The organism is Streptomyces sp. HUAS YS2 (assembly GCF_033343995.1).
Taxonomy (GTDB): Bacteria; Actinomycetota; Actinomycetes; order Streptomycetales; family Streptomycetaceae; genus Streptomyces; species Streptomyces solicathayae.
The window spans coordinates 6,427,969-6,445,840 of the sequence record NZ_CP137573.1 but is presented as its reverse complement, the minus strand read 5'-3'; the positions used below and the strand labels follow the sequence as shown (position 1 = coordinate 6,445,840).

The window sequence follows — 17,872 nt, the reverse complement described above, 5'->3', positions numbered from 1 at the left end:
ACCGGGGTCAGGAGGAGGGTCTTGCCATGGCCCGGACGAAGGCCTTCTCGACGTCGGCGGTGGACAGGACGCCGTAGATCTCGCCGGTGTCCTCGACGACGAGGTACTCGGTGGCGGGGCTGGCGCGGAGGTGGTCGAGGAGGGGTTGTCCGGTGAGTTCGGCGGGGACCTTCATGCCGTCGGTGAGTTCCTGGGTGAGGGCACTCACGGCGACCCAGGGGCGGCGGTGCTGCGGGACGCCGGCGATGGAGGTCTCTCGGACGAGTCCGGTGGGGTTGCCCTGGCCGTCGACGACGACGAGGGCGCGGGCGCCGGCTTCGTTGGCGCGGCGCAGGGCCTCGGAGAGGGGGGTGGCGGGTTCGACGGGGATGGCGCGGCGGGTGAGGGTGCGGGCGCGCAGTTCGGGGAGGTGCTCGCGCAGGCGGGCCATGCGCAGGCTGTTGCCGGCGCCGGTCCAGATGATCGCGGCGAGGATCGCGGCGAGCAGGGCGTCGGTGAGGGTGTTGAGGCCGCTGATGTCGTCGGTGGAGTTGCCGAGCAGGCCGGTGCGGGTGAGCAGGGGCAGGCCGACGAGGACGGCGACGGCGAGGGCGCGGCCGATCCAGGCGGCGGCGACGGTGCCGCTCATGGCGTTGCCGGTGAGCTTCCATACGACGGCGCGGAGCATCCGGCCGCCGTCGAGGGGCAGGCCGGGCAGCAGGTTGAACGCGGCGACGATGAGGTTGGAGATCATCAGCCCGGCGAGCAGGACGCCGGGGACGGTGCCGGGTTCGACGGCGATCATCGCGAGGTAGAAGACGCCGGACAGGACGAGGGAGAGCAGCGGGCCGACGAAGGCGAGGACGAATTCGCGTCCGGGGGTCTCGGCCTCCTTCTCGATCTCGGAGACGCCGCCGAAGAACTGGAGCTGGATGCGGCGTACCGGGAGTTTGAAGCGGAGCGCGGCGATGGTGTGGGCGAGCTCGTGGACGAGGACCGAGGCGTAGAAGGCGACGGCGAAGAAGAGGGAGACCAGGTAGCGGGCGGCGCCGAGCTCGGGCAGGACGCGGTCGATCTGGTCGCCGAAGACCCAGGTGATGAGGGCGGCGACGACGAACCAGCTGGGAGCCACGTACACCGGCACGCCGAAGGGGCGGCCCATGAGGATGCCGCCTCCGGGTTCGTCGGTGCGCCGCGGCTTGCCGTCGCCCGGTCCCGGTCCCGTCGCGCCGGACTGCGGCCGGTCGTTCTCGCCGCTGGCGTCGTCCTGGTTCACGGGTTCCCTTCGCAGCCTGTGCGCGCTGCCGTGCGCGGTGCCTCGTCGTCGCGGCACTCTTCGATCATGCAGCGTGACGGGGTGTGGAGTCGATGGTATTCCGCCGGTGTCCGTGGCGGGCCGTAGGGTCTGGGGCATGAGTACCAGCGAGCAGCCGCCGGCGGGGCCCCGTCCGCCTTCGTCGCCCTCGTCGTTGTCGCCGTCGCGGGCGAGCGATTTCATGCAGTGTCCGCTGCTGTACCGGTTCCGGGTGATCGACCGGCTGCCGGAGAAGCCGAGTGAGGCGGCGACGCGGGGCACGCTGGTGCACGCGGTGCTCGAGCGGCTGTTCGACGCGCCGGCGGTGGAACGGACGGCGCCGCGGGCGAAGTCGCTGATCCCCGGGCAGTGGGACCGGCTGCTGGGGGCGAAGCCCGAGCTGGCGGAGCTGTTCGCGGAGGATCCGGAGGGCGAGCGGCTGGCGCGCTGGCTGGGTGAGGCGGAGCAGCTGGTCGAGCGGTGGTTCACGCTGGAGGATCCGACGCGTCTCGAGCCGGCGGAGCGCGAGCTGTTCGTGGAGACGGAGCTGGAGTCGGGGCTGCGGCTGCGCGGGGTGATCGACCGGGTCGACGTTGCGCCGACGGGCGAGGTGCGGATCGTCGACTACAAGACGGGGAAGGCGCCGCGGCCGGAGTACAGCGAGGGCGCGCTGTTCCAGATGAAGTTCTACGCGCTGGTGGTGTGGCGGCTGAAGCGGGTGGTGCCGCGGCGGCTGCAGCTGGTGTACCTGGGCAGTGGCGAGGTGCTGACGTACGACCCGGTGGAGGCGGATCTGCTGCGGGTGGAGCGGAAGCTGCTGGCGCTGTGGGAGGCGATCTCGCTGGCCACCCGGACGGGTGACTGGCGGCCGCGGCCGACGAAGCTGTGCGGGTGGTGTGATCACCAGGCGGTGTGTCCGGAGTTCGGCGGGACTCCCCCGGTGTATCCGCTGGAGATCGTTTCCGCGCGCCCGGCGGAGTCGGGTGTCGGCGGTCAGGGCAGAATGGACCCGGTCCAGCCCGCCCCGTAAAGGAGTTCTCGTGGCCATCCGCGTCCTACTGGTCGACGACCAGCCGCTGCTGCGCACCGGCTTCCGGATGATTCTGGAGGCGGAGCAGGATCTCGCGGTGGTCGGGGAGGCCGGGGACGGCCTGCAGGCGCTGGAGCAGGTCCGGGCGTTGCAGCCGGACGTGGTGCTGATGGACATCCGGATGCCGCGGATGGACGGGGTGGAGGCCACGCGTCAGATCACCGGCCCGGGCCGGGACGGTCCGGCGAAGGTGCTGGTGCTGACGACGTTCGATCTGGACGAGTACGTGGTGGAGGCGCTGCGTGCGGGCGCGAGCGGGTTCCTGCTGAAGGACGCGCCGGCGAACGAGCTGGTGCAGGCGATCCGGGTGGTCGCGGCGGGTGAGGCGATGCTGGCGCCGAGCATCACGCGGCGTCTCCTCGACAAGTACGCGGGGCATCTGCCGTCCGGTGAGGAGCAGGTGCCGGACACGCTGAACACGTTGACCGAGCGCGAGGTCGAGGTGTTGAAGCTGGTGGCGCGGGGGCTGTCGAACGCGGAGATCGCGGCGGACCTGTTCGTCAGCGAGACGACGGTGAAGACGCACGTGGGTCACGTGCTGACGAAGCTGGGGCTGCGGGACCGGGTGCAGGCCGCGGTGTACGCGTACGAGAGCGGTCTGGTGCGTCCGGGGGCGCAGTAGGCCCTTGGTGGAGTGACGACGGGGGACGGGCCCGGCGCTGGATGCGCCGGGCCCGTCGGTGTTCGCGGCCGCGCCTCGTGGGCGCGGGGCGGGTCAGGTCTTCTTGAGCTCCCAGAAGCGGAAGACGGTGGAGGCGTCCAGGGTCCACTCGAGACCGGTGATGTTCTCGGTGGCCACGGCGTACTGCTTGCCCTGCCAGAGCGGGAGGATGGGGAGTTCCTCGGCGACCAGGTCCTGGAGTTCGGCGAAGTCGGCCTCGGTGGCCATGCGGTCGGCGGCGGCGGAGGTCTTCGGGATGAGCGCGCCGGTGATGCGGGCGTTCTTGTAGTTGTTGCCGAGGACGTTGCCCTCGCCGAAGAACGGGCTGGTGAAGTTGTCCGGGTCCGGGTAGTCGGGCACCCAGCCCTTGACGTAGACGCCGTACTTGCCGGCCTCGATGTCCTTCTCGTACTGGTCGATCTCGACGGACTTCACGTCCGCCTGGAACAGGCCGCTGGCGTTGAGCTGCTTGGCGATCGCCTGGAACTCCTGGTCGGTGGCGGGGCCGTAGCGGCTCGGCGTGGACCAGAGGGTGAGCTCGACCTTGTTCCTGATGCCGGCGGAGCGGAGCGCGGCCTTGGCCTTGGCCGGGTCGGGGCGGCCGCCGTAGGTGTCGAAGAAGGCCGTGTTGTGGCCCGCGACACCGGCCGGGACGATCGAGTACAGCGGGGTGGCCGTGGACCGGTACACGTCCTCGACGAGGGCCTCGCGGTCGACGAGGTAGGCGATGGCCTTGCGGACGCCGAGCTTGCCGACGACCGGGTCCTTCAGGTTGAAGACGAGGTGCTGGACCTCGGCGCTGCTGCCCTCGACGACCTCGACGCCCTGGTCGGCGTTGGTCGCGGAGGTTTCGAGCGCGGCGATGTCGTCGGCGGCGAGGCCTCGGTAGGCGACGTCGACGTCGCCCTTGGTGAGGGCCTCGGAGAGGGCCTCGCGGTCGCCGCGGTACAGCTTGAGGGTGACGCCCTTGTTCTGTGTCTTGGCGCCGCCCCGGTAGTCGGGGTTGACGGAGAAGACGGCCTCGGTCTCGCTGACGGAGTCCAGCTTGTAGGGGCCGGAGCCGACGGCCTTGCCGTCGGTGCGCAGCGCGCCGGCCTCGTACGAGCGGTGGTCGACGATCGAGCCGGCACCGGAGGCGATCTTGCTGGGGAAGGTCGCGTCGGGGACCTTGAGCGTGAAGACGACGGTCTTCTCGTCGGGGGTCTCGATCTTGTCGATCGTGGACAGCAGCGGGCCGGGGCCGGACGGGTCGTCGATCTTGAGGGCGCGCTCGAAGGAGAACTTGACGTCCTCGGAGGTCAGCGGGTTGCCGTTGCTGAACTTCAGGCCGTCGCGCAGGGTGCAGCGGTAGACCTTGCTGCCGGCTTCGAAGGCGCACTTGTCGGCGGCCTCGGGCTCGGGTTCCGTGCCGCCCTTGGGGAAGGCGAGCAGGGACTGGAAGACGTTGTTGAACAGCAGCCAGGAGCCGGGGTCGTACCCGGCGGCGGGGTCGGTGGCCAGGAGTTCGTCCGACATGCCGACCCGGACGGTGTCACCCGCGCCGCCCACGCCGCCGCCCGTCTCCGTGCCGCAGCCGCTGAGCAGGGCGGCGGACAGGCCCGCCGCCAGCGGGGCGGTCAGCCACTTGTTGTGCTTCACAGAACCTTGCCTTCGTGATCTCTTGCCGGCCGGCCGCGCGCGGTCGCGCGGCCGGGTAACGCAGGGGGTCAGGCGGTGCCCCGACCGAGCTCCCAGAGCTGCAGGTCGGAGGAGGTGTTCAGCGCCCATTCGACGCCGGTCACGTCGTCGCGGGCGGCGACGTACTGCTTGCCCTGCCACAGCGGCAGGACGGGCACGTCACCGGCGACGATCTTCTGCATCTGCGCGAACGCGGGGGCCGCGGCGCTGCGGTCGGCCGCGCGGCGCGACTGCGGGATCAGCTGGTCACGGACGACCTTGCTGACGTAGGGGGTGTTGAGGAAGTTGTCGGCGTCGAGGAAGGGCGCGACGTAGTTGTCCGGGTCGGGGAAGTCGGGGAACCAGCCGAGTCCGTAGACGGGGTAGTCGCCGCGCTTCTGCGCCGGCCGGAACTTGGCCCACTCGGTGCCCTGGACGGTCACGGCGAACAGGCCGGTGGCGTTGAGCTGGTCCCGCAGCGCCGCGAACTCCTTGGCGGTGCTGTCGCCGTAGCGGTCGGTGGTGTAGTGCAGGGTCAGCTTGACCGGGGTGGTGATGCCGGCGTCGCTCAGGATCTCGGCGGCCTTGGCCTTGTTCGGCTCGCCGTACTTGTCGAAGAACGAGTTGGTGTGGGCGGCGATGCTGGACGGGATCAGCGAGTAGAGCGGCTGCGCGGTGGAGCCGTACACCTCGCCGGCGATCCGGCCGCGGTCGACGACGGCGGCCATGGCCTGCCGGACGGCCTTGTTCTTGACGCTCGGGTCGGTGGTGTTGAAGGCGAGGTAGCGGATCTCCAGGCCGGGGACCTCGATGAGTTCGATGCCGGCCTTGGGCTTCTCGGCGAGTTCCTTGATCTGCTGGGGGTCCATGGCGCGGGTGGCCATGTCGATGGTGTCGGCCTCCAGCGAGTCGCCCATCGCGGCGGCGCTCTCGAAGGAGCGCAGTTCGACCTTGTCGTTGCGGAGCTTGATGTCGCCCTTGTACTTCGGGTTCTTGGTGAAGACGGCCTTCGTGACCTGGTCGCCCTGCTGCTCGACCTGCAGGGTGTACGGGCCGGAGCCGTCGACGTCGAAGCCGTCGCGGAGCTTCTTGCCGTCGTACTTGTCCTTGCTGACGATGCCCGCGACGGGCGTCGAGAGCTTGTACGGGAAGGTCGCGTCGGGCGTCTTCAGGTGGAAGACGATCTCGTTCTCGCCGGTGGTCTCGATCTCGTCGATGCCGGCGAGGAGCGCGGAGGGGCCGTTGTCGGACTTGATGGCGAGCACGCGCTCGACGGAGAACTTGACGTCCTCGGCGGTGACCGGGGTGCCGTCGGCGAAGGTGAGGCCGTCGCGCAGTGTGCAGCGGTAGCGCTCGCTGGCCTTGTCGGTGAAGTCGCACCGGGAGGCGGCGTCGGGGACGGGCTCGCCGCCGCCGCGCGGGACGTGCATCAGGGTCTGCAGGGTCTGGCGGAGGATGTTCCAGGTGCCGGTGTCGTACGCGTACGCGGGGTCGAGGGGCGCGGGGGCGTCCTCGGTGGCGACGAACTGGTCCGTGGTGCCGACGACGATGTGCTTGTCGCCGCCGCCCACTCCGCCCACGGTGGTTCCGCAGCCGGCGAGTACGGGGGCGAGCATGCCGGCGACGGCCGGCAGCACCAAGGTCTTGCGGTTCACGGAAACGATCTCCTCATCCGGCACTGTGATTCAGCGGGTACGGACACTCCGCCGCTGCCGCCCGGTCGGGGCGGAGCGATCGGGCCGGGTTTCAGCGATCGTTCCTGCGGGCGCGGCGTCTGGGGTTTGCGCCGGCGCACACGATGGGTGCGGCGAAGTACGACCGAAAGATTAGTGCGCGGCGCGGGGCAGGCCGGACGGGGTGGTGGACGGCCGGTGACCGCTGAGTGATCACTGATGCGGTGCCGCCGATAACCATGCGCGGGAATGATTCACGCAAGGATCGACGAATCAGGACACATGGAGGCGCCGGAAGCGCATGTTCCGGGCATGGGGAGCAGAAAGGCCACCTACCCTTCAGTACGCTGCGTGACCAAGGTCACTCGGGCGACTTCAGGACAGGTGGCCGGAAGAGAGCGGGGCGTGATCACGGAGAACGCCCGGTACGGAGCCCTGCGTTCCCGTACGCGCGTTCACTCGGACACGGCGGGGAGCCCGGTCACGAGGGTGCGCAGGAACGGCACGTCGACCTCTTCGAGGGAGCGGACCACGACGCGCCCGCCGGCGGGCGCGATGGGGGCGACCGACGGCACGGCGACGACCCGGCAGCCGGCCGCCTCCGCGGAGGCCACGCCGGTGGCCGTGTCCTCGATGACCGCGCACAGCACGGGGTCGGCGCCGATGCCGCGCGCGGCGGTCAGGTACGGCTCGGGGTGCGGCTTGGTGCGGGTCACCTCGTCGCCGGCCACGGTGAGCGTGAACCGGTCGCGGCCGACCGAGGCGAGCACCCGGTCGATGATCCGGCGGTGCGAGGCGGAGACCAGGGCGGTCGGGATGTTGTGCCGGGCCAGTTCGGTCAGCAGCCGCTCGGCGCCCGGCATCAGCGGCACGCCTCGATCGATGCGCTGCTCGAACTTCTCGTTGAGCAGCACGGTCAGCTCGGCGAGGGTGATGTCCGCGCCGGTGGCCTCGATCAGGTAGCCCGCGCTGCGGCTCATCGGGCCGCCGACGACGATGTCGCGCCAGGACTCGTCCAGCCGGTGGCCGAGCGCGGCGAAGGCCTGGACCTCCGCGTCCCACCAGAACCCCTCGGTGTCGACGAGGGTGCCGTCCATGTCGAGGAAGACCGCCTGCAGGGCGGAGCCTTCACCGGTACGAATCAGGGACGCGGGGACCGTACTGGTCATCCGGCACACCTCCACGGAGGGACGAAGAGGCCGGTCACGCCCCCCGGTACGGGGAGGCGAGACCGGCCTGCACTGGACCGACCAGTGTACGTCGCGATCACGCGAGGTGCAGGTAATTGCTCCTCGGGCGGGTCACCGGGCGGCTCACCGGGCGTTGAAGTACTTCGCCTCCGGGTGGTGGATCACGATGGCGTCCGTGGACTGCTCCGGGTGCAGCTGGAACTCCTCGGAGAGGTGGACGCCGATCCGCTCGGGACGCAGCAGTTCGGCGATCTTCGCCCGGTCCTCCAGGTCGGGGCATGCCCCGTAGCCGAGCGAGAAACGCGCGCCGCGGTACTTGAGGTCGAACATGTCCTCGACGTTCGCCGGGTCCTCGCCGGCGAAGCCGAGCTCGGCGCGCACCCGGGCGTGCCAGTACTCGGCCAGCGCCTCGGCGAGCTGCACGGACAGGCCGTGCAGTTCGAGGTAGTCCCGGTAGGAGTCGGAGGCGAACAGCTCGGCGGTGGCCTCGCCGATCTTCGAGCCGACGGTGACGACCTGGAGGCCGACCACGTCGGTCTCGCCGGACTCCTCCGGGCGGAAGAAGTCGGCCAGGCAGAGGCGGCGGCCGCGGCGCTGCCGCGGGAAGGTGAAGCGGGTCCGCTCGTTGCCCTGCTCGTCCAGGATGATCAGGTCGTCGCCCTTGGAGACGCACGGGAAGTAGCCGTGGACGACGGCCGCCTCCAGGAGGTTGTCGGTGTGCAGCCGCTCCAGCAGGCCGCGCAGCCGCGGCCGACCCTCGGTCTCCACCAGCTCCTCGTACGTCGGCCCGTCGCCGGCGCGGGTCTGCTTGAGGCCCCACTGACCCTTGAACAGGGCGCCCTCGTCGAGCCAGCTCGCGTAGTCCTTGAGCGGGATGCCCTTGACGACCCGGGTGCCCCAGAACGGCGGGGTCGGCACGGGGTTGTCGACGGCGACGTCGGAGCGGCCGCCGGGCTCGGGCTCGGAGACCTCCAGGACGGTGTCCCGCTTGGCGACCCGGCGCTGCTTGAGCTCCGGGAGGGAGGCGCCGGGGACGCCGCGCTTGACGCCGATCAGGGCGTCCATCAGGCGCAGGCCCTCGAAGGCGTCGCGGGCGTAGCGGACTTCGCCCTCGTAGATCTCGTGCAGGTCCTGCTCGACGTAGGCGCGGGTCAGCGCGGCGCCGCCGAGGATGACGGGGTAGTCGGCGGACAGGCCCCGCTGGTTCAGCTCCTCCAGGTTCTCCTTCATGATCACCGTGGACTTGACCAGCAGGCCGGACATGCCGATGACGTCGGCCCTGTGCTCCTCGGCGGCGTCGAGGATGGCGGAGACGGGCTGCTTGATGCCCAGGTTCACCACGTTGTAGCCGTTGTTGGACAGGATGATGTCGACGAGGTTCTTGCCGATGTCGTGGACGTCGCCGCGCACGGTGGCCAGCACGATGGTGCCCTTGCCCTCCGCGTCGGACTTCTCCATGTGCGGCTCCAGGTAGGCGACCGCGGTCTTCATGACCTCGGCGGACTGGAGCACGAACGGCAGCTGCATCTGGCCGGAGCCGAACAGTTCGCCGACGACCTTCATGCCGTCGAGCAGCGTGTCGTTGACGATGTCGAGGGCGGGGCGGGTGGTGAGGGCCTCGTCGAGGTCGGCCTCCAGGCCGTTCTTCTCGCCGTCGATGATGCGGCGCTTCAGGCGCTCCTCCAGCGGCAGGGCGAGGAGCTCCTCGGCCTTGCCGGCCTTCATGGACTTGGTGGAGACGCCCTCGAAGAGGGCCATCAGCTTCTGCAGCGGGTCGTAGCCCTCGGAGCGCCGGTCGTAGATCAGGTCGAGCGCGGTGGTGACCTGCTCCTCGTCGAACCGGGCGATCGGCAGGATCTTGGAGGCGTGGACGATGGCGGAGTCCAGGCCGGCCTTGACGCACTCGTCCAGGAAGACGGAGTTCAGCAGGACGCGGGCGGCCGGGTTGAGGCCGAAGGAGATGTTGGACAGGCCGAGCGTGGTCTGGACGTCGGGGTGCCGCTTCTTCAGCTCGCGGATCGCCTCGATGGTGGCGATGCCGTCGCCGCGCGACTCCTCCTGGCCGGTGCAGATGGTGAAGGTCAGGGTGTCGATGAGGATGTCGGACTCGGCGATGCCCCAGTTGCCGGTGAGGTCGTCGATGATCCGCTCGGCGATGGCGACCTTGTTCTCGACGGTGCGGGCCTGGCCCTCCTCGTCGATGGTGAGCGCGATCAGGGCGGCGCCGTGCTGCTTGGCGAGCGCGGTGACCTTGGCGAAGCGGGACTCGGGGCCGTCGCCGTCCTCGTAGTTGACGGAGTTGATGACCGCGCGGCCGCCCAGCATCTCCAGGCCGGCCTCGATGACCGGGACCTCGGTGGAGTCCAGGACGATCGGGAGGGTGGAGGCGGTGGCGAAGCGGCCGGCCAGCTCTCGCATGTCGGCGACGCCGTCGCGGCCGACGTAGTCGACGCAGAGGTCGAGCATGTGCGCGCCCTCGCGGATCTGGTCGCGGGCCATCTCGACGCAGTCGTCCCAGCGGCCCTCGAGCATGGCCTCGCGGAACTTCTTGGAGCCGTTGGCGTTGGTGCGCTCGCCGATCGCCATGTACGAGGTGTCCTGGCGGAAGGCGACCGACTGGTACAGCGAGGCGGCCGCGGGCTCGGGACGCGGGTCACGGGCGGGCGGGACCTGCCCCTGGACGCGCTCCACGACGTGGCGCAGGTGCTCGGGGGTGGTGCCGCAGCAGCCGCCGACCAGGGAGAGCCCGTACTCGGCGACGAAGCTCTCGTGGGCGTCGGCCAGCTCGACGGGCGACAGCGGGTAGTGCGCGCCGTCCTTGGTGAGGACCGGCAGTCCGGCGTTCGGCATGCAGGAGAGCTGGACGCGGGCGTTGCGGGCGAGGTGGCGCAGGTGCTCGCTCATCTCGGCCGGGCCGGTGGCGCAGTTCATGCCGATCATGTCGATGCCGAGCGGCTCGAGGGCGGTCAGTGCCGCGCCGATCTCGGAGCCGAGCAGCATGGTGCCGGTGGTCTCCACGGTGACCGAGCAGATCAGCGGCACGGTGTAGCCGGCGGTGTCCATCGCCCGGTGGGCTGCGATGATGGCGGCCTTGGTCTGCAGCAGGTCCTGGGTGGTCTCCACCAGGAGCGCGTCGGCGCCGCCGGCGAGCAGGCCCTCGGCGTTCTGCTGGTAGGCGTCGCGGATGGTGCCGTACTGGACGTGGCCGAGGGTGGGCAGCTTGGTGCCGGGGCCCATCGAGCCGAGGACCCAGCGCTGCCGCCCGGTCTTCGCGGTGTACTCGTCGGCGACCTCGCGGGCGAGGCGGGCGCCGGCCTCGGACAGCTCCTCGACGCGGTGGGCGATGTCGTACTCGCCGAGCGCGGAGAAGTTGCAGTTGAAGGTGTTGGTGCCGACGCAGTCGGTGCCGACGGCGAAGTAGGCGTCGTGGACCGACCGGACGATGTCGGGGCGGGAGACGTTCAGGATCTCGTTGCAGCCCTCGAGGTCCTGGAAGTCCTCGAGCGTCGGGTCCTGGGCCTGGAGCATGGTGCCCATGGCTCCGTCGGACACCACCACACGAGTGGCGAGTGCCTCACGGAGGGCGGCGGCGCGGGTCCGGCTGTCAGCGGAAGGGGTCGGCGACGAGGCCATGGATGTGCTCCCTGGGATGCGACGGCTGTCGGCTTTGCACCCCCGGTGGAGGGCGCACGGGGCCAGCGTAACCGCGGACCTGCCGGGGTGGACACGGTGTCCCACTGGCCGGACGGCATCCTTTGTCCGGGGACTCCCGGTCGCGACCCTTCCTGGCGGACACTTGCATGAGTGACGCAAGGTCGACATCGACCGATAGTGTTCAGCATTGTCGAACAGCGTGATCAACAGCGATCCACGCGATCCAGGGCAGGGAGAAAGGGCCGGGCGATGGCGAAGAACATCCAGTCGCTTGAACGGGCGGCGGCGATGCTGCGACTGCTCGCGGGCGGCGAGCGCCGGCTCGGCCTGTCCGACATCGCCTCCTCCCTGGGCCTGGCCAAGGGCACCGCGCACGGCATCCTGCGCACCCTGCAGGCGGAGGGCTTCGTCGAGCAGGACGCGGCCTCCGGGCGGTACCAGCTGGGGGCGGAGCTGCTGCGCCTGGGCAACAGCTACCTGGACGTGCACGAGCTGCGGGCGCGGGCGCTGGTCTGGACGGACGACCTGGCCCGATCGAGCGGGGAGAGCGTCCATCTGGGTGTCCTGCACCAGCAGGGCGTGCTGATCGTGCACCACGTGTTCCGGCCGGACGACAGTCGCCAGGTCCTGGAGGTGGGGGCGATGCAGCCGCTGCACTCCACCGCCCTGGGCAAGGTCCTTTCGGCGTACGACCCGGTGGCGCACAGCGAGGTCCTGGAGACGGAGCTGAAGGCGTACACGGACCGGACGGTGACCGGCCTGGGCGACTTCGAGACGCTGCTGGACACGACCAGGGCCCGCGGCTGGGCCGCGGACGTGGAGGAGACCTGGGAGGGCGTGGCCTCCGTGGCGGCGCCGATCCACGACCGGCGGCGGATGCCGGTCGGCGCGGTGGCCATCACGGGCGCGGTGGAGCGGGTGTGCGACTCCGGCGAGCTGCGCTCCGAGCTGGTCGCGGCGGTGCGCGACTGCGCCCGCGCGGTCTCCCGCGACCTGGGGGCCGGCCGCTTCTGACCTGGTCAGCCCCGGCCGGGCACGCCTGGAACGCGGTGGTCCACAACCCCTCGAACCCGTCGGTAACGATCGCGTTATCGGCGGGTTTTTCGCTGCCCGAACTCTTGACGCGCTGTTAACCGGAGGGCAAAACTTCCGTTCGTCGGTCGGCATTGTCGAACACCTACCGGGATTGGCCGCTAGAGTGTGACGGTGCCGAGGGCCGACAACGCCCTCACCTGAGGGCGCGGACCACCGGAGGGACCCGGGGTTCGCCTTCCCCTGGACGAAGGACAAAGGAGTCGCGGGTGTCCAGCTCCGACATCTTCATCGGCGAGACCATCGGTACCGCCGTACTCATCCTGCTCGGCGGTGGCGTGGTCGCCGCCGTCGTGCTCAAGCGCTCGAAGGCACAGAACGCCGGCTGGCTGGCGATCACCTTCGGGTGGGGCTTCGCGGTCATGACCGCGGTCTACATGACCGGCACCCTCTCCGGCGCGCACCTCAACCCGGCGGTCACCGTCGGCATCGCGATCAAGGACAACGACTGGAGCAATGTTCCGGTCTACTTCGCCGGCCAGATGCTGGGCGCGATGCTCGGCGCCTTCCTGGTCTGGATCGCGTACTACGGGCAGTTCCAGGCCCACCTGACCGACCCCGAGATCGTGGGCGACCCGACGAAGAAGGCCGTGGAGGGCCCGCACGACAACGGCGGCGCCGGCCCGGTCCTGGGTGTCTTCTCCACCGGCCCCGAGGTCCGCGTCGTCTGGCAGAACCTGGCCACCGAGATCATCGGCACGGTCGTGCTGGTCCTCGCCGTGCTCACGCAGGGCCTCAACGACAGCGGCAAGGGCCTCGGCGTCATAGGCGCCCTGATCACCGCCTTCGTCGTGGTCTCCATCGGCCTCTCGCTCGGCGGCCCGACCGGGTACGCGATCAACCCCGCCCGTGACCTCGGTCCGCGCATCGTGCACGCCCTGCTCCCGCTGCCGAACAAGGGCGGCTCCGACTGGAGCTACGCCTGGATCCCGGTCGTCGGCCCCCTGGTGGGCGGCGCCATCGCCGCGGGTATCTACAACATCGCGTTCGCCTGAGCCGTCCTTCTTCCAGACCTTCCTTGGAGCACACCGTGACCGACGCACACACGACCGGCACCTCCTCCCACGGCCACGGCCCGTTCATCGCGGCCATCGACCAGGGCACCACCTCGTCCCGCTGCATCGTCTTCGACAAGGACGGCCGGATCGTCTCCGTCGACCAGAAGGAGCACGAGCAGATCTTCCCGAAGCCGGGCTGGGTGGAGCACGACGCCGCCGAGATCTGGAACAACGTCCAGGAAGTCGTGGCGGGCGCGCTCGACAAGGCCGGCATCACCGCCGCCGACGTGAAGGCCATCGGCATCACGAACCAGCGCGAGACCACCCTCCTGTGGGACAAGAACACCGGCGAGCCGGTGCACAACGCCCTCGTGTGGCAGGACACCCGCACCGACGCGCTCTGCAGGGAGCTCGGCCGCAACGTCGGGCAGGACCGTTTCCGCCGCGAGACCGGCCTGCCGCTCGCCTCGTACTTCTCCGGCCCCAAGGTCCGCTGGCTGCTCGACAACGTCGAGGGCCTGCGCGAGCGCGCCGAGCGCGGCGACATCCTCTTCGGCACCATGGACTCCTGGGTCATCTGGAACCTGACCGGCGGCGTCGACGGCGGCCGGCACGTCACCGACGTCACCAACGCCTCGCGCACCATGCTGATGAACCTGCACACCATGGAGTGGGACGAGAAGATCCTCTCCTCCATGGAGGTCCCGGCCTCGGTGCTGCCGGAGATCCGCTCCTCCGCCGAGGTGTACGGCACCGTCAAGGGCGGCGTCCTCGACGGCGTCCCGGTCGCCTCCGCGCTCGGCGACCAGCAGGCCGCCCTGTTCGGCCAGACGTGTTTCGCCGAGGGCGAGGCCAAGTCCACGTACGGCACCGGCACCTTCATGCTGATGAACACCGGTGACAAGATCATCAACTCCTACAGCGGCCTGCTGACCACGGTCGGCTACCAGATCGGCGAGCAGAAGCCGGTCTACGCGCTGGAGGGCTCGATCGCCGTCACCGGTTCGCTGGTCCAGTGGATGCGCGACCAGATGGGCCTGATCAACTCCGCCGCCGAGATCGAGACCCTGGCGTCCTCGGTCGAGGACAACGGCGGCGCGTACTTCGTGCCGGCCTTCTCCGGCCTGTTCGCCCCGTACTGGCGCTCCGACGCCCGCGGTGTGATCGCCGGCCTCACCCGGTACGTCACCAAGGCGCACATCGCGCGCGCCGTCCTGGAGGCCACCGCCTGGCAGACCCGCGAGATCACCGACGCCATGACGAAGGACTCCGGCGTCGAGCTGACCGCGCTGAAGGTCGACGGCGGCATGACCTCCAACAACCTGCTGATGCAGACCCTCTCGGACTTCCTGGACGCGCCGGTCGTGCGTCCGATGGTCGCCGAGACGACCTGCCTCGGCGCCGCCTACGCCGCCGGTCTGGCCGTCGGCTTCTGGCCGGACACCGACGCCCTGCGCGCCAACTGGCGCCGGGCCGCGGAATGGACCCCTCGCATGGACGCCGACAAGCGTGACAGCGAGTACAAGAGCTGGCTCAAGGCCGTCGAGCGGACCATGGGCTGGATCGAGGACGAGGAGTAATACGAGATGACCACCCTGCAGAGCGTCCCTGCCCTCGGGACGCACCCGGCTGCCGGCTCCCTGCCGAGCCGCGCCGAGACCCGGGAACAGCTTTCCAAGGCGACGTACGACCTCCTGGTGATCGGAGGCGGCATCCTGGGCATCTCCACCGCCTGGCACGCCGCGCAGTCGGGCCTGCGGGTGGCCCTGGTGGACGCCGGCGACTTCGCCGGCGCCACCTCCTCCGCCTCCTCCAAGCTGCTCCACGGCGGCCTGCGCTACCTGCAGACCGGCGCGGTGAAGCTGGTGGCGGAGAACCACTTCGAGCGGCGTGCGGTGTCCCGTCAGGTGGCGCCGCACCTCGCGAACCCCCTGACCTTCTACCTGCCCGTCTACAAGGGTGGCCCGCACGGCGCGGCCAAGCTGGGCGCCGGGGTGTTCGCGTACAGCGCTCTCTCCGCGTTCGGCGACGGCGTCGGCCACCTGCTGTCGCCGGCGAAGGCCGCACAGGACGTGCCGGAGCTGCGGACGGACAACCTCAAGGCCGTGGCCGTGTACGGCGACGACCAGATGAACGACTCGCGCATGGCGCTGATGACCGTGCGGGCCGCCGTGGCCGCCGGGGCGACCGTCATCAACCACGCCGAGGTCACCGGGCTGCGCTTCACCCGCGGCCGGGTCACCGGCGCGGAGCTGCGGGACCGGCTCTCCGGCGATGAGTTCGGCGTCGGTGCCCGTCTGGTGCTGAACGCGACCGGCCCGTGGGTGGACCACCTGCGCAAGATGGAGGACCCGAACGCGGCGCCGTCCATCCGGCTCTCCAAGGGCGCGCACCTGGTGCTCAAGCGCACCTCCCCCTGGAAGGCCGCGCTGGCGACCCCGATCGACAAGTACCGGATCACCTTCGCGCTCCCCTGGGAGGACATGCTCCTGCTCGGTACCACCGACGAGGAGTACGAGGGCGACCCGGCCGACGTCGCCGTCAACGAGAAGGACATAGCCCAGATCCTCGACGAGGCCGCGTTCTCCATCCGCGACCAGCAGCTGTCCCGGGATCTGATCACCTACTCCTTCGCGGGTCTGCGGGTGCTGCCGGGCGGTCCCGGCGACACCTCCAAGGCCAAGCGCGAGACGGTCGTGACCGAGGGCCGCGGCGGCATGCTGTCGGTGGCCGGCGGCAAGTGGACGACCTTCCGCCACATCGGCCGGACGATCATGAAGAAGCTGGAGTCGCTGCCCGGCCACCCGCTCGGCGAGGACTACGAGCCGGTCTCGGCGCTGCCCAAGCGGCTGCCGCTGCCCGGCATCGCCAACCCGAACGCGGTCGCGCACCGGCTGCTGGTGGACGGCCCGGCGCCCGGCCCGCGGATGTCCGCCGACACCGCCAAGCACCTGGCCACGCACTACGGTTCGCTCTCCTTCGACATCGCGCGGATGGCGAACGAGAACCCGGAGCTGGCCGAGCGCATCCACCCGGACGCCCCGGAGATCTGGGCGCAGGTGGCCTACGCCCGCGACCACGAATGGGCGGAGACGGCGGACGACGTGCTGCGCCGCCGGACGACCCTGACGATCCGTGGTCTGGCGACGGACGAGATCCGCGGCAAGGTCGAGGACCTGCTCCGCAAGTAACGGCCTGTGCGTAAGGGGCGGTCTCTTTCGAGGCCGCCCCTTACGCGCGCCGCGTGGCGCGAACCGGCCCCCGCGGCGCCCGTGTGCCGACCGGCGTTCGTGGGTAGTCGATCAAGACCGGGGGCGAACCCGGCCGCGTACGGGGGCTGCGGCCCGACCCCCGGAAAGCCGTAAGGTTGGTCCGTACGACAGGAACTTCGAAAAGGAGGCACTGGGTGATCGAGCTCGAGGGGGTTCCCGAGCTGATCGACCCGGTCATGGTGGCCGCGTTCGAGGGCTGGAACGACGCCGGCGACGCCGCCTCCACCGCGGTCGCCCATCTGGACCGGGAATGGAAGGGCGAGGTGTTCGCGGCGCTCGACGCCGAGGACTACTACGACTTCCAGGTCAACCGGCCCACGGTGTGGATGGACGGCGGCGTCCGGAAGATCACCTGGCCCACCACCCGGCTCTCCGTGGTCCGGGTCGGCGGCGAGAAGCCGCGCGACCTGGTGCTGGTCCGCGGTATCGAACCGTCCATGCGCTGGCGGTCGTTCTGCAACGAACTGCTGGGCTTCGCCCACGAACTCGGCGTGGAGATGGTGGTGATCCTCGGCGCACTGCTGGGCGACACCCCGCACACCCGGCCCGTCCCGGTCAGTGGGGTCACCTCCGACCCGGACCTGGCTCGCACGATGGACCTGGAGGAGACCCGGTACGAGGGCCCGACGGGCATCGTCGGCATCCTGCAGGAGGCGTGCACGCACGCCGGCGTCCCGGCGGTGAGCCTGTGGGCGGCCGTGCCGCACTACGTGTCGCAGCCACCCAACCCGAAGGCGACGCTGGCGCTGCTGAACCGCCTGGAGGACCTGATCGGGCTGCGCATCCCGCTGGGCGAACTGCCCGAGGACGCGCGGGCCTGGCAGCTGGGCGTGGACCAACTCGCCTCCGAGGACAGCGAGGTGGCGGAGTACGTCCAGACGCTGGAGGAGGCCCGGGACACCGCGGAGCTGCCGGAGGCGTCGGGCGAGGCCATCGCCCGCGAGTTCGAGCGCTATCTGCGGCGCCGCGAGCCGGGGCAGGGTCCCGGGGTGGCGACGGAGGGCGGCGACGCCTCGTACCTGCGGGACCCGGGCAGCGAGCGGACCAGGCCGCCGAAGCCGCAGCAGCCGGGACCGGAGGCCGTGCCGGGCACGGAACAGCCGGAATCGGGCGCGGAGTCGGAGGCGGGACCGGGCGCGGAGTCGGAGACAGGACCGACAGCGGAGTCGGACGCGGGACCCGCTGCGGACACCGCCGCGGGCACCGAGGCCGAAGGGTCCGAGGGATCCGAGCGGCCCGAGCGGTCCGACGGCGGGGACGGCAAGGGCTCGGAGGACTGAGCGGTACGGGAGGGGCGGCGCGGCCGCCCCTCC

The 17,872-nt window shown here is 70.6% G+C and carries 12 protein-coding genes; 7 read left to right on the top strand and 5 right to left on the bottom strand.

From position 1 onward, the window contains the following. Positions 1–7 precede the first annotated feature (7 nt). Positions 8–1,255 carry a site-2 protease family protein gene (locus tag R2D22_RS29850; RefSeq protein WP_318107854.1) on the bottom strand — a complete coding sequence of 416 codons (1,248 nt, stop codon included), beginning with the start codon at positions 1,253–1,255 and terminating at the stop codon, positions 8–10. 136 nt (positions 1,256–1,391) lie between these two features. Between R2D22_RS29850 and R2D22_RS29845 the strand changes: the two genes are divergently transcribed. Further along, positions 1,392–2,303 carry a RecB family exonuclease gene (locus tag R2D22_RS29845; protein WP_318107852.1) on the top strand — a complete coding sequence of 304 codons (912 nt, stop codon included), beginning with the start codon at positions 1,392–1,394 and terminating at the stop codon, positions 2,301–2,303. Positions 2,304–2,313: 10 nt separating this feature from the next. Then, complete coding sequence (locus R2D22_RS29840; RefSeq protein WP_318107851.1) at positions 2,314–2,985, top strand: response regulator transcription factor; 672 nt, start codon at positions 2,314–2,316, stop codon at positions 2,983–2,985. Between the two features lie 93 nt (positions 2,986–3,078). On the opposite strand, the gene R2D22_RS29835 is transcribed toward R2D22_RS29840, so the two are convergent. The 4 genes from R2D22_RS29835 to metH all read right to left on the bottom strand — a co-directional run bounded on the left by R2D22_RS29835 (position 3,079) and on the right by metH (position 11,176). Continuing rightward, on the bottom strand, positions 3,079–4,662 hold the full coding sequence (locus R2D22_RS29835) for an ABC transporter substrate-binding protein (RefSeq protein ID WP_318107850.1): 1,584 nt from the start codon (positions 4,660–4,662) through the stop codon (positions 3,079–3,081). A 68-nt stretch (positions 4,663–4,730) separates the two neighbouring features. Next, complete coding sequence (locus tag R2D22_RS29830; protein ID WP_318107848.1) at positions 4,731–6,335, bottom strand: ABC transporter substrate-binding protein; 1,605 nt, start codon at positions 6,333–6,335, stop codon at positions 4,731–4,733. 473 nt (positions 6,336–6,808) lie between these two features. Further along, a complete protein-coding gene (locus R2D22_RS29825) occupies positions 6,809–7,522 on the bottom strand; it encodes an HAD family hydrolase (protein WP_318107847.1) in 714 nt (237 codons plus the stop codon). Positions 7,523–7,666: 144 nt separating this feature from the next. Next, positions 7,667–11,176, bottom strand: a complete 3,510-nt coding sequence (gene metH / locus R2D22_RS29820) for a methionine synthase (protein WP_318107844.1) — start codon at positions 11,174–11,176, stop codon at positions 7,667–7,669. A gap of 270 nt (positions 11,177–11,446) precedes the next feature. Here metH and R2D22_RS29815 point away from each other — a divergent pair, with 270 nt between their 5' ends. From R2D22_RS29815 to R2D22_RS29795, 5 genes are all read left to right on the top strand, one after another. After that, positions 11,447–12,211 (top strand): IclR family transcriptional regulator, encoded by a 765-nt coding sequence (locus R2D22_RS29815; protein ID WP_318107842.1) that lies wholly within the window; start codon positions 11,447–11,449, stop codon positions 12,209–12,211. A gap of 287 nt (positions 12,212–12,498) precedes the next feature. Next, positions 12,499–13,284 carry an MIP/aquaporin family protein gene (locus R2D22_RS29810; RefSeq protein WP_318107841.1) on the top strand — a complete coding sequence of 262 codons (786 nt, stop codon included), beginning with the start codon at positions 12,499–12,501 and terminating at the stop codon, positions 13,282–13,284. Positions 13,285–13,319: 35 nt separating this feature from the next. Beyond that, positions 13,320–14,867: a glycerol kinase GlpK gene (glpK, locus tag R2D22_RS29805; RefSeq protein ID WP_318107839.1), complete on the top strand. Its 1,548-nt coding sequence runs from the start codon at positions 13,320–13,322 to the stop codon at positions 14,865–14,867. A 6-nt stretch (positions 14,868–14,873) separates the two neighbouring features. Further along, a complete protein-coding gene (locus tag R2D22_RS29800) occupies positions 14,874–16,478 on the top strand; it encodes a glycerol-3-phosphate dehydrogenase/oxidase (protein WP_318107837.1) in 1,605 nt (534 codons plus the stop codon). A 215-nt stretch (positions 16,479–16,693) separates the two neighbouring features. Continuing rightward, a complete protein-coding gene (locus R2D22_RS29795) occupies positions 16,694–17,839 on the top strand; it encodes a PAC2 family protein (RefSeq protein ID WP_318107835.1) in 1,146 nt (381 codons plus the stop codon). The last annotated feature ends 33 nt before the right edge of the window (positions 17,840–17,872 follow it).

Excerpts from the sequence above, each read along its gene's own strand:
- R2D22_RS29845 (WP_318107852.1), top strand. The coding sequence starts at position 1,392 with ATGAGTACCAGCGAGCAGCCGCCGGCGGGGCCCCGTCCGCCTTCGTCG.
- R2D22_RS29825 (WP_318107847.1), bottom strand. The coding sequence starts at position 7,522 with ATGACCAGTACGGTCCCCGCGTCCCTGATTCGTACCGGTGAAGGCTCC.
- metH (WP_318107844.1), bottom strand. The coding sequence starts at position 11,176 with ATGGCCTCGTCGCCGACCCCTTCCGCTGACAGCCGGACCCGCGCCGCC.
- R2D22_RS29815 (WP_318107842.1), top strand. The coding sequence starts at position 11,447 with ATGGCGAAGAACATCCAGTCGCTTGAACGGGCGGCGGCGATGCTGCGA.
- R2D22_RS29800 (WP_318107837.1), top strand. The coding sequence starts at position 14,874 with ATGACCACCCTGCAGAGCGTCCCTGCCCTCGGGACGCACCCGGCTGCC.